Raw genomic sequence first — 11793 nt, 5'->3', positions numbered from 1 at the left:
ACCCCTTCCATGCCGGCAAAATTTCGCTAAAACGCGGGCTGACAAAGCCCGACCGGGCAGGAATGGTTTGATTTGATGTCCGACGACAGTTTTATCCGTGAAGTCAACGACGAGATCCGTCGCGAACAGGCGCAGGCTCTGTGGGACCGTTTTGGCCCCGCCCTGATTGTCGTTGCGATCCTCGTCGTGCTCGGCACCGCCGCCTTCGTCGGTTATCGCTATTGGGACGAGACGCGCGCCAACCGCTCGGGCGATGCGTTCTCGCAGGCGCTGAAGCTTGCCAATGACGGCAAGAACGATGAAGCGCTGACCGCGCTCGATCAGTTGGAGAAGGATGGCTACGGCGCCTATCCGCTGCTCGCCCGCATGCGCGGCGCGACCGTCAAAGCCAACAAGGGCGATGTCCCCGCCGCCGTCAAGGATTTCGACGAAGTCGCCGCCGACACCGCCATTCCCCAGGGCATTCGCGACATGGCGCGGCTCAGGGCAGCACTGCTGCTCGTCGACCATGGCTCCTTCGCCGATGTCTCCAGCCGTGTCGAAGCGCTCACATCCGACACCAACACGCTGCGCCATACGGCGCGCGAGGCACTCGGGCTTTCCGCCTGGAAGGAAGGCAAGACGCAGGATGCGCTAAAGCTGTTCGACCAGATCGCCGCCGACGACGGCGCGCCGCGCAACACCCGCGAGCGCGCAACGTTGATGTCCGAGCTGATCCGCGGGTCGGGCAGTGCGTCGTGACCTTCAAAGTCGCCATCATCGGCAGACCTAACGTCGGCAAATCGACTCTTTTCAATCGGCTGGTGGGAAGGAAGCTGGCGCTCGTCGATGACACGCCAGGCGTCACCCGCGACCGTCGCGTCCATGCCGCCAAGCTTTACGACCTGCATTTCGACGTCATCGACACTGCCGGCTTCGAGGACGCGGGCGCCTCGACCTTGCCCGGCCGCATGCGCGCGCAGACCGAGATCGCCATCCGCGAAGCCGACCTGATCTTCTTCACCATCGACGCCAAGTCCGGCCTTTTGCCTGACGACAGGACCTTCGCCGAGATCGTGCGCAAGTCCGGCAAGCCGGTCGTGCTGGTCGCCAACAAGGCCGAGGCCAAGGGCGCCCAGGGCGGCATGCTGGAAGCCTGGGAACTCGGACTTGGCGAACCGATCCCGGTTTCGGCCGAGCATGGCCAGGGCATGCCCGACCTGCGCGATGCCGTGATCGGCGCGCTCGGCGAAGCGCGTGCTTTCGGCGAAGAAGAAGATGGCGAAGACGAAGACGTCGCTTCGGGCGAGGTGCTGATCGGCGAGGATATCGCCGATCCGGACGCCGAGCATACCTATGACGACACCAAGCCGATGCGCATCGCCGTCGTCGGCCGTCCCAATGCCGGCAAGTCGACGTTGATCAACGCGCTGATCGGTGAAGAGCGGCTGCTCACCGGACCGGAAGCCGGCATCACCCGTGATTCGATCTCGGTCGATTGGGATTGGCATGGCCGCCGCCTGAAACTGTTCGATACGGCCGGCATGCGCCGCAAGGCCAGGATCCACGAAAAGCTGGAAGTGATGTCGGTGCAGGACGGTCTGCGCGCCATCCGCTTCGCCGAGATCGTCATCATCGTGCTCGACGCCACCATTCCCTTCGAGAAGCAGGATCTGCAGATCGCCGACCTGATTATCAGGGAAGGCCGGGCGCCGGTGATCGCCTTCAACAAATGGGATCTGATCGACCATCCCCAGGAGCTTCTGGCCGAACTGCGCGAGAAGACGGAGCGGCTTCTTCCCCAGGCGCGCGGCCTCCAGGCCGTACCTGTCTCCGGCGAGACCGGGCGCGGCCTCGACAAGCTGATGGATGCCGTCATCAGGACGCACAAGGTGTGGAACAGCCGCGTCTCGACCGGCAAGCTCAACCGCTGGCTGGAAGGCATCCTGGCACACCACCCGCCGCCTGCCGTGGCCGGGCGCCGGCTGAAGGTCAAATACGTCACCCAGGCCAAGACCCGGCCGCCGGGTTTCGTCGTCCAGTGCTCGCGGCCCGATGCGATGCCGCAATCCTATGTCCGCTATCTCTCCAACAGCCTGCGCGAAGCCTTCGACATGCCCGGCGTGCCGATCCGCATCGCGCTGCGCACGTCGGACAATCCATTCGCCGGCAGGTCGAACAAGCGCAAATAAGCGGTCGGGCGCTGGATACCTGTTCCGGCTGTCTAAGCGACCTCCTTCAACCGCTCGTCCCGTGGCAGCGCCTGCAACGCCGCCTGCAACAATATGTCGGCCAGCCGCGCTGCCACCGGATCCAGTTCCGCATCCTTCTGGTGCAGCACCAACGCCATCTTGGGCAATGCCGGCAGCCCGGCGATCTCCGGCGTCATCGCGCTGACGCTGGCCGGCAGGCCGATGTCGGTGCGGATCGTCAGCCCCAGCCCTGCCGCAACCGCTGCCCAGATGCCGCCAAGGCTCGGGCTGGAAAAGGCCATCCGCCACGACAGCCCGGCGCGGTCGAGCGTTTCGGTTGCCACCGTGCGCAGAAGGCATGGTGCTTCGAGCGCCACCAGCGGCAGCGGCTCACCGTCGCGCAGGCTGGTCTCGATGCGCTTTGCCGGCCCGATCCAGCGCATCGGCACATCGGCGACATGCTGGCTGTAGGGCAGCGTTTCGCCGCAGTGCCAGGCGAGCGCGATGTCGAGGCTGCCTGACATGACCCTTTCGGCAAGGTCGTGGCTGCGTGCGATCCTGGCTTCGATCTTCACCTTTGGGTGCGCCCGGGCGAAGCGGCCGAGCACGTCCGGCAGCACCGCCTCGCCGAAATCTTCCTGCAAGCCGAGCCGTACCCAGCCTTCCAGCTCGACATCATGGATGGCGGATGCCGCCTCGTCATTCAATTCGATCAGCCGGCGCGCATAGCCGAGCATGGTCTCGCCGGCCTCGGTCAAAGCGAGGCCGCGTCCTGATTTGCGGAAGATCGGCGTCGCCGCCTGTTCTTCCAGTTTCTTCAATTGCGCGCTGACCGCCGACGTCGACCGGCCAAGCCGGTCAGCGGCCTTGGCAAAGCTGCCCAGTTCCATGCCGGTGACGAAACTGCGCAGGACGTCGAGGTCGAAAGTTACGCGTCGCATGTCTGAAGTCCCGATTTTCAGGATTGTAAGTTCAAAACTTCCTGATTTTCAGGATGAAATTATGGCGGTAGGGACAGATCGTCAAGGCCGGACCACTGGCCAGCACGGGAAATGAAATCATGTCCGCCATCGTCAATTGCACCGATCGGCAGTCGCCGAAGCTCCTGGAAGATACCGGTTCCGCCGCGAGGGTTTTCAAGCCGGGCCATCGCTGGAAAGTCCTGGGCATCGGCGTTGCCGCCAATGCCGCCTTCTCGGCTACGTTCTCCGGCATCCCGGCGACGGCGGTCGTTCTTCGCCAGGGCTATCATTTGGGCAATGCCGAGCTCGGCCTGGCGCTCGGCCTTCTCGGGCTGGGGGTCGCGCTCAGCGAGCTGCCCTGGGGCCTGCTTACCGATCGCTGGGGCGATCGCCGCGTGCTCCTGATCGGGCTCGGCGCGACGGCGGCGTGGCTCCTGGTCATGGCGATGCTGGTTGTGCCGACAAAGGCCGGTACTCCCGATGTCGCGCTGCTCTCCGCGAGCCTGCTCATCGCCGGACTGCTCGGCGGCAGCGTCAACGGTTCGAGCGGCCGCGCCATCATGGGCTGGTTTCGGGAAAACGAGCGCGGCTTCGCCATGAGCATCAGGCAGACGGCGGTGCCGCTTGGCGGCGGCCTTGGCGCGCTCGTGCTGCCCTCGCTTGCGCTGGCTTTCGGCTTTGGCGCGGTGTTCGGGGTGCTGGCGGGCGCATCCGCTCTGTCTGCCCTGTTCGCGTGGCGCTGGCTGCACGAGCCGCCGACGACGGGCAAGGGTCATCTCGCTGCGGCTTCTGTGGCCGGACCGGCGCCGCTGCGCAATCGCGACGTCTGGCGTATCGCGACCGCCATCGGCCTGCTCTGCTTTCCGCAGGTGGCCGTGCTCACCTTCGCCTCCGTGTTCCTACATGATTTTGTCGGACTGGGAACGGCAGCCATCAGCGCGAGCCTCGCCGCCGTGCAGATCGGCGCCATGGTCATGCGCATCTGGAGCGGCCGCTTCACCGACCGCCACGGCAACCGCCGCCAATTTCTTCGCTTGTGCAGCGCGTTCAGCGCCCTTGCCTTCGCTCTGCTTTGGCTGCTGGTCCTGTTCGGCCCAACCGTTCCGGGCGGCCAGTTCATCTGGTTGGCGGTCCTTCCAGTCGTGCTTATTGCCGCAGGCATCTCGGTCTCCGCCTGGCACGGCGTCGCCTATACCGAGCTTGCCACCCTTGCCGGCGCCGGCCATGTCGGAACCGCGCTCAGCCTTGCCAACACCTTTGTTTTCGTCGGCTTCTTCCTGGTGCCGGTGGCCATTCCGGGGCTCTTGCACCTCTGGTCCTGGTCGGGCGTCTGGCTGGCGGCCGCCATCTGCGCGCTGATCGCCCGGCCGATCTTCCTGCGCCCGGCCTGAAGGGTCGGCCGTAAAATCGCCCGACTTCGCAACCACGACCTCGGGCCGACCGGGAAAACCCGATCGAACCCGTTAACGTCCCATCAAGGTTAATGCATCATTTTGCTCTCCAGTGGGGTCTGTAGCGTTCCTGGAGAGAGTTCCGTGCATCGACGTGTGTTGAAGCGGCTGGTTGCCGCCGCCGGTGAGAGAAAACGTGGCTTTCTGGGTCCGCTCGTCATCGGTTTCGGCATCTGGATCGGCTTTCCGACCGTCGCCGCCTACCAGGACATGACGAGCCTGGTTTCCGGCCTCGAAGCATCGAGCACGCGCTGGAATTCCTATGTCGAGAAATCCGTAGCCGGATCGACCCATGCGGCCGAGATGCCCTTTGTCGATTCCGATGTCACCGGCTCCATCTCCGGATCGGGTGTCCACCTGGCCGGTGTCGGCAACGTGTCGTTTCGCGGCAAGGGCGGCAAGGTCAGCGCCACGCCCGATGAGGACCGCGTCGTGCGCGCCGAGAAGAAAGGGCGCATCGTCCAGATGTCTCCCGTCGCACCGCCGAAGAACTTCAACGCCGGCTCGATCTTCGAGCGCACCTCCTCCTTGCTGCGGCCCAGCATGGACAGCGGCCTGAAAATGGCTTTCGCCAAGCCGCAGATCAAAGGCAAGGAAATCCAGATCGCAGCCGCATTCCATGCGCGCGAGGACAAGAAACCGGATCCCGGCATGCCGGCCATGCTGGCGGCGCTGGTCAACAACGACCATCCGGATGTGCTGGCGACCGCCTATGCGCAGTCCGAGCCGGACTATGCCAAGGCATCGCCCTTCGAAGCCCTGCTTCAGGACGAGCAGCCTAATGAGGGCCGCTTCATTCCGCCGATGGCCAAGGGCGATCATTCGTGGATCCAGAACCCGCTGCCGGCTAGTGTCTTCTCCAAGAAGGAGCAGGCATGCCTTGCCAACGGCATCTATTTCGAGGCGAGGAGCGAATCCGTGCGCGGCCAGGCCGCCGTCGCCCAGGTCATCCTCAACCGCGTCCGCAATCCGACCTATCCGAATTCGATCTGCGGCGTCGTCTACCAGAACGACAGCTGGTTCAACCGTTGCCAGTTCTCCTTCGCCTGCGACGGCAGGAAGAAGCGCGTCGATAGCCCTGCCGCCTACAAGACCGCCCAGGAGATCGCCATGGCCGTCACAGCTGGCAAGATCTTCATTCCGGAAGTCGGATCGTCGACCCACTACTACGCCCAATATGTCCATCCCGGCTGGGCGCGCACGATGCAGAAGATGACCAAGATCGGCCTGCATATCTTCTATCGTACCTATGGCGGCGGCTGGAGCTGAGCGCGGAACAGTCGCCGATCTTTGGCGCGGCACGCAGCCGATCAAACAGCCATTGCCCGGGGGATTCGCGCCATGCATCCTCGTCATCATGGCGGGCACGATGTCGCACCTTTGTAATCCATTGATTTTATTGCCTAAAATACATGGCAATGAACTTCCGCCCGTGGCTTGACGGGCGCAAACCCTCTAACTATGTTGCCGGCGACTTTAGAAGCGGACGGACGGTGACGGTCTGACCGGGCAGGGGGGTTGCGATGGCCGACAAGAATGGGCCAGACGGAACCGGAGAAACCGGCCGCGGCAATCAGCATGAACCCGAAATCCGCGACGACGATCTTGAGCGCCGCCGCCGTGACCTTGAAGCTTCGCTTGCGACAAGGCGGCCGGGCCGGCTTGAGGGGAAAGACGACGCGAAAGCGAGCAGTGTGGCCGGTTATGGTCAGGCGCTCAAACTCTCCAGCGAGTTTATCGCCGGGGTGGTGGTAGGTGCCGGCATCGGCTGGATCATCGACCGTCTGGCGGGGACATCGCCATGGGGTCTGATCGTATTTCTGCTGCTCGGTTTTGGCGCCGGAGTGCTCAATGTGATGCGTTCCGCCGGCGTTGTGGCAGAATTCGGACAGGGCGATAAATCGCGCCGTGGCCAAGACGACAAGAAATGACCGCGCACCATGTGCGGTAATGGTAACGAGGCCGTACGCGGCATTGACGGGGTTTGAACGTGGCAGCTGACAAGGTCGATCCGATCCACCAGTTCCATATCAACAAGCTGATTCCGATCGACATCGGCGGCTATGACCTGTCTTTCACCAATTCGGCGCTGTTCATGGTCGCGACCGTGATCGTCGCGGCTGGATTCCTTTTTCTCACGACATCGAGCCGCAGCCTGGTTCCCGGGCGGCTTCAGTCGGTTTCCGAGATGGCCTATGAGTTCGTCGGCAACATGTTGCGCGACGCCGCGGGCACGCAAGGCATGAAGTTCTTCCCTCTCGTGTTCTCGCTGTTCATGTTCGTGCTCGTCGCCAACCTGCTTGGCCTGTTCCCGTATTTCTTCACCGTCACCAGCCACATCATCGTCACCTTCGGCCTTGCCGTGCTGGTGATCGCAACCGTGGTCGTCTACGGCTTCATGAAGCATGGTTTTGGCTTCCTGAAACTGTTCGTGCCGCATGGCGTGCCGGTCTTCCTGCTGCCGCTGGTGGTGCTGATCGAAGTGATCTCCTTCGTGTCGCGCCCGGTCAGCCTCTCGGTTCGTCTGTTCGCCAACATGCTCGCCGGCCACATCACGCTGAAGGTGTTCTCCGGCTTCGTCGTCAGCCTGAGCGCGCTCGGCGCGGTTGGCGTCGCCGGCTCGATCCTGCCTCTGGCGATGGCGGTGGCGCTGACGGCACTGGAATTGCTGGTCGCCTTCCTGCAGGCCTACGTCTTTGCCGTGTTGACCTGCATGTATCTCAACGACGCCCTGCACCCCGGGCACTAGGTCCAAAAGTTTCCGGCCCAAGAATTTCCAACATTGGCGCCGGATGGAATCGCAACGGAATTTTAGATCCAAAGGAGTTGAACAAATGGACGCAGAAGCAGCAAAGTACATCGGCGCCGGCATCGCTTGCCTGGGCATGGGTGGCGCGGGCATTGGCCTCGGCAACATCTTCGGCAGCTACCTGGCGGGCGCTCTGCGCAACCCGTCGGCTGCCGATGGCCAGTTCGGCCGTCTGATCTTCGGCTTCGCCGTGACCGAAGCTCTGGGCATCTTCTCGCTTCTCATCGCGCTTCTGGCCCTGTTCGGCTGAGCACTCGGGAAGATTGGACAGGCCGGCCGCGCAAGCGGCGGGCCTGAATTTCGGGGATAGTCCATGTTCGTGACATCTGCCTTTGCGCAAGAGTCCGCGCCATCAGCCGATACCAGCCACGCTGCGACGGAAGGCGAAACGCATTCCGGCACCAGCGTGCCTGCTGAAGCGCATGGCACGTTTCCGCCATTCGATCCGGCGACGTTCCCGTCGCAGCTTCTGTGGCTGGCGATCACCTTCGGGCTGTTCTATCTCTTCCTGAAGCGGGTGGTGATGCCGCGCGTTGGGGGCATCATCGATGTCCGCAACGATCGCATCACGCAGGACCTCGACCAGGCGGCCAAGTTGAAGGGCGAGGCCGACGCCGCCGTTGCTGCATACGAGCAGGAACTGGTGGAAGCCAAGACCAAGGCCAACGCGATCGGCCAGCAGGCCAACGACGCGGCCAAGGCCGAGGCCGAGACCGCTCGCAAGAAGGTCGAGGCCGCGCTCGACGCCAAGCTTGGCGAAGCCGAGGCCCGCATTTCTTCCATCAAGGCCAATGCCATGAAGGAAGTCGGCAGCATTGCCGAGGACACCGCTTCGGCGATCGTCGAGGCTCTGGTTGGCGGCAAGGCCAGCAAGGCCGAGATCGCGGCCGCGGTCAAATCCGTGGCCCGGTGAGGAGCGCATCATGGACGCCACATCTCTCGCAACGCTCTGGGCCACGGTTGCCCTGGTCATCTTCCTGGGCATTGCCGTCTACATCAAGGTGCCTCGCCTGATCGCCAAGGCGCTCGATGCCCGCGCCGCCAGGATCAGCAATGAGCTGGACGAAGCGCGCCGGCTGCGCGAGGAGGCCCAGCAACTGCTTGGCCAGTACCAGCGCAAGCGCAAGGAAGCCGAGCAGGAGGCCGCCGACATCGTCGCCGCCGCCAAGCGCGAAGCCGACATGCTTGCCGCCGAAGCGCACAAGAAGACCGAGGACTATGTTGTCAGGCGCACCGCGCTTGCCGAACAGAAGATCGGCCAGGCCGAGCGTGACGCCATCAGTGAAGTCCGCGCCAGCGCCGTCGATATCGCCGTCGAGGCAGCACGCGCGCTGCTTGCCGGCAAGATCGACGCCAAGGCTGGTGCAGATCTGTTCAAGGCATCGCTTGCGGACGTGAAGTCGAAGCTGAACTAGGCGGTTCGTCTAGCCCCCCATCGAAAGCCGCCCGGGCAACCTGACGGCTTTTTTGTTGTGGCGCGGATAATCTCCCCCCTCGAGGGGGAGATGTCGCCGAAGGCGACAGAGAGGGTCGGCTCGACTGAGCGCAACGCCGTTTTGCAGCGAAGAAAAGCCAGCGCTTCACGCGCGGCGACCCCCTCTGGCCTGCCGGCCATCTCCCCCTCAAGGGGGGAGATCAGCTATCCAATCCGACAAAACTCTCTTCTTCCACCACTTCAGCGCCACCCAGCCTGAACGGTGAAAACGATACGCGATGCAGCCGCGCCACCGGGCCATGCGCTTCGATCGCGGTGCGATGGCGAACCGTGGCGTAGCCCATATGGACTTCGAACCCGTAGCGGTCGTGATGGTTGCCGCAGCCGCACATCATGCGGTCGCGCATCACCTTGGCGACGATCGAGGCGGCCGCGATCGATTGCGAACGCTGGTCGCCCTTGATCAGCGCGCGCCCTTCACAAGGCAGCCCCGGTGGCACGTCGCGTCCGTCAGCGAGGGCGAGCTTCGGTCGGACCGACAGCCCGACCAGTGCGCGGCGCATGGCTTCCAGGCTTGCCTTGAGGATGTTGCTGCCGTCGATGCCCTCGGCGCTGATGGAGGCCATCGACACCGCCTGCGCGGAGCCGAGAATTCGCAGGAACAGCGCTTCACGCTGCAAATGGCTGAGACGTTTGGAATCGTCGAGCCCGTCGGGAATGTTGGCGGGATCGAGCACCACGGCCGCGGCGACCACCGGCCCGGCCAGAGGGCCACGGCCTGCCTCGTCCATCCCGGCGACGGGCCACAGACCTTCGGCCATCGCCTTCGTCTCGAAGGAGAAGTCGGGCTTCTCTATGATCTCAAAGAGAGGCGGAGAATCGGAACGCGCGCGAGCCATGTTGCGGCGAGGTTCGCATCGGCTCCGATTCTCCGCAAGTCCCTCCGGGTCGGGTGGGGCGCCGGACCGGGAGGGCACCGTCTGCAGGCCGGGGCAGGCCGGACGGGATTCTGGTGCGCGACGGATCAACCACCGCGACGAATTGTCTCTTCAAAGCAGCGTCAGCTGCACCTGGTCTTTCCCGGCGGCAACGAACTGGTCGGTCCGCAGCGTGCGCCGTTCGGCATTGAGGCCGAGCCGCTTGGCTGTGATCTCGAAGCGCCGGCCGATCTGCCAGGCATAGGGACCGGCGCCCTTCATGCGCTTGCCCCATTCCGAATCGTAGTCCTTGCCGTCGCGCATCGAGCGGACCAGCGACATCACATGGCGGTAGCGGTCCGGATAGTGGCGCAGCAGCCAGTCCTTGAAGATCGGGCTGACCTCCAGCGGCAGCCGCAGGATCACATAACCCGCTTCACGCGCGCCCGCCGCACGTGCGGAATCGAGGATGCGTTCCATCTCCGGATCGGTCAGGCCCGGAATGATCGGCGCCACCATGACCGACGCCGGAATGCCGGCATCCGAAAGCTGCCGGATCGCTTCCAGCCGCTTGGTCGGCGTCGACGCGCGCGGCTCCATGGTGCGCGCCAGCATGCGGTCGAGCGTCGTCACCGACAGCGCCACCTTGGCGAGCCCGCGTTCGGCCATGCGCGACAGGATATCGATATCGCGCGTCACCAGAGCGGACTTTGTCACGATGCCGACCGGATGGCCGCGCGCTTCCAGCACTTCGAGGATTTCGCGCATGATCCGGTATTGCTTCTCGATCGGCTGGTAGGGGTCGGTGTTGGTGCCGATGGCGATGGTGCGCGGCTGATAGCTGTCCTTCGAAAGCTCCTTGTCGAGCAAGCGCGCCGCATCAGGCTTGGCGAACAGCTTTGATTCGAAATCCAGACCCGGCGACAGGCCCATGAACGCGTGCGTCGGGCGGGCAAAGCAATAGACGCAGCCATGCTCGCAGCCGCGATAGGGGTTGATGGAACGGTCGAAGGAAATGTCGGGCGATTCGTTGCGGGTGATGATGGTGCGCGGCTTCTCTACCTGCACTTCGGTCTTGAAAGGCGGCAGTTCTTCCAGCGAATTCCAGCCATCGTCGAACACGTGCCGGCTGACCGGCTCGAACCGGCCGGACGGATTGATGCCAGCCGACCTGCCGCGGTTGCGGTCCGGGCGGACACGCATGCCGCTCTGCTCGACCATCGCGTTGGCCATCTCGGCTCTTCCTGCTCCGAAAGCTGCAATGTCGGCGCGCACGATCTGTTCCATTTTCGCCCGCTCCCAAGGACTGTCCGTGTTGTGTCGAATCGCTCTGTTCATGAAATTATTCCTATTTCGTTGATGAGAACAAAGCAAGAACTTTCTATGGTGCGATGCAAAAACTGGCGCTGTCCGGCGCTTTCCGCTATTCGGCTAAGGATGCTCAGTGTTCTCATCGAAACCCGCAATGACGAGGAGGGCCTCGCCCGCACGCTCGCCTCGCTGGTCGGCGGAGCGGTCGAAGGCGTGGTGCGTGAAGTCATCGTCTGCGACACAGGCTCCACCGACCAGACACATCGTGTGGCCGAGCATGCCGGCTGTCAGTACGTGACGGACGGTGTCGCTGCCGGAATCCGGCAGGCAAAAGGAGACTGGCTACTGTTGGTGGAGCCCGGCGCGCGGCTGATGGAGGGCTGGATCGATGAGGTTGTTGCCCATACGGCCAGGCAAACCATGGCGGCACGGTTTTCGCGCACGCGAGCCAGCCGCACGCCGTTCCTGGCCCGGGTCTTTTCGGGAAACCGCGCCTTGGCCGACGGATTGCTGATCAGCAAGCGTCAGGCGGCGGCCGCGGCCAAGAGTGCCGGCAGCGCCGAGGCCATCGCCCGCGGCCTCGCTACGAAGCGGCTCGACGCCGAGATCTGGATGGCGCCGGCCAAGCAGGAACGCCGCTCCTCGACATGATTTTTTGCAGCTGCTCAGGTCATTGTGCATTGCACAAAATCTGACGCGGGGTTAGCTTCCGTTCAAGCGGGAATTGGGTTTGGGAC

At 63.8% G+C, this 11793-nt stretch carries 13 protein-coding genes; 10 read left to right on the top strand and 3 right to left on the bottom strand.

What is annotated here, in order from left to right; genetic code table 11:
- Positions 1 to 75: 75 nt before the first annotated feature.
- Positions 76 to 741: a tetratricopeptide repeat protein gene (locus tag MESCI2_RS0107385; RefSeq protein ID WP_023808683.1), complete on the top strand. Its 666-nt coding sequence runs from the start codon at positions 76 to 78 to the stop codon at positions 739 to 741.
- A complete protein-coding gene (gene der / locus MESCI2_RS0107380; protein ID WP_027036004.1) occupies positions 738 to 2171 on the top strand; it encodes a ribosome biogenesis GTPase Der in 1434 nt (477 codons plus the stop codon). Before MESCI2_RS0107385 ends, der begins: the two co-directional genes overlap by 4 nt.
- 32 nt (positions 2172 to 2203) lie before the next feature.
- Here the strand turns inward: der and MESCI2_RS0107375 are convergent, their stop codons facing one another.
- Positions 2204 to 3112 carry a LysR substrate-binding domain-containing protein gene (locus MESCI2_RS0107375; RefSeq protein ID WP_027036003.1) on the bottom strand — a complete coding sequence of 303 codons (909 nt, stop codon included), beginning with the start codon at positions 3110 to 3112 and terminating at the stop codon, positions 2204 to 2206.
- Positions 3113 to 3231: 119 nt separating this feature from the next.
- Here MESCI2_RS0107375 and MESCI2_RS0107370 point away from each other — a divergent pair, with 119 nt between their 5' ends.
- The 7 genes from MESCI2_RS0107370 to MESCI2_RS0107340 all read left to right on the top strand — a co-directional run bounded on the left by MESCI2_RS0107370 (position 3232) and on the right by MESCI2_RS0107340 (position 8808).
- Positions 3232 to 4524: an MFS transporter gene (locus tag MESCI2_RS0107370; RefSeq protein WP_027036002.1), complete on the top strand. Its 1293-nt coding sequence runs from the start codon at positions 3232 to 3234 to the stop codon at positions 4522 to 4524.
- Positions 4525 to 4668: 144 nt separating this feature from the next.
- A complete protein-coding gene (locus tag MESCI2_RS0107365; RefSeq protein ID WP_027036001.1) occupies positions 4669 to 5853 on the top strand; it encodes a cell wall hydrolase in 1185 nt (394 codons plus the stop codon).
- A 254-nt stretch (positions 5854 to 6107) separates the two neighbouring features.
- A complete protein-coding gene (locus MESCI2_RS0107360) occupies positions 6108 to 6515 on the top strand; it encodes an AtpZ/AtpI family protein (RefSeq protein WP_027036000.1) in 408 nt (135 codons plus the stop codon).
- A 59-nt stretch (positions 6516 to 6574) separates the two neighbouring features.
- Positions 6575 to 7333 carry a F0F1 ATP synthase subunit A gene (locus MESCI2_RS0107355; protein WP_023808677.1) on the top strand — a complete coding sequence of 253 codons (759 nt, stop codon included), beginning with the start codon at positions 6575 to 6577 and terminating at the stop codon, positions 7331 to 7333.
- 85 nt (positions 7334 to 7418) lie between these two features.
- Complete coding sequence (locus MESCI2_RS0107350; RefSeq protein WP_006206606.1) at positions 7419 to 7643, top strand: F0F1 ATP synthase subunit C; 225 nt, start codon at positions 7419 to 7421, stop codon at positions 7641 to 7643.
- A 63-nt stretch (positions 7644 to 7706) separates the two neighbouring features.
- Positions 7707 to 8306 (top strand): F0F1 ATP synthase subunit B, encoded by a 600-nt coding sequence (locus MESCI2_RS0107345; RefSeq protein ID WP_027035999.1) that lies wholly within the window; start codon positions 7707 to 7709, stop codon positions 8304 to 8306.
- Between the two features lie 10 nt (positions 8307 to 8316).
- Positions 8317 to 8808 (top strand): F0F1 ATP synthase subunit B, encoded by a 492-nt coding sequence (locus MESCI2_RS0107340; protein ID WP_027035998.1) that lies wholly within the window; start codon positions 8317 to 8319, stop codon positions 8806 to 8808.
- A gap of 220 nt (positions 8809 to 9028) precedes the next feature.
- Here the strand turns inward: MESCI2_RS0107340 and MESCI2_RS0107335 are convergent, their stop codons facing one another.
- Positions 9029 to 9727, bottom strand: coding sequence for a ribonuclease HII (locus MESCI2_RS0107335; protein WP_027035997.1), 699 nt, complete (start codon positions 9725 to 9727; stop codon positions 9029 to 9031).
- Between the two features lie 150 nt (positions 9728 to 9877).
- Positions 9878 to 11032 (bottom strand): PA0069 family radical SAM protein, encoded by a 1155-nt coding sequence (locus MESCI2_RS0107330; protein WP_023808673.1) that lies wholly within the window; start codon positions 11030 to 11032, stop codon positions 9878 to 9880.
- Between the two features lie 150 nt (positions 11033 to 11182).
- Between MESCI2_RS0107330 and MESCI2_RS0107325 the strand changes: the two genes are divergently transcribed.
- Complete coding sequence (locus MESCI2_RS0107325) at positions 11183 to 11707, top strand: glycosyltransferase (RefSeq protein WP_027035996.1); 525 nt, start codon at positions 11183 to 11185, stop codon at positions 11705 to 11707.
- Positions 11708 to 11793: the final 86 nt, after the last annotated feature.

Origin of the sequence: Mesorhizobium ciceri WSM4083 (genome assembly GCF_000519305.1) — a bacterium.
GTDB lineage: Bacteria > Pseudomonadota > Alphaproteobacteria > Rhizobiales > Rhizobiaceae > Mesorhizobium > Mesorhizobium ciceri_B.
The sequence above is the reverse complement of the archived record's forward strand: the minus strand, read 5'-3'. Positions and strand labels throughout refer to the sequence as shown.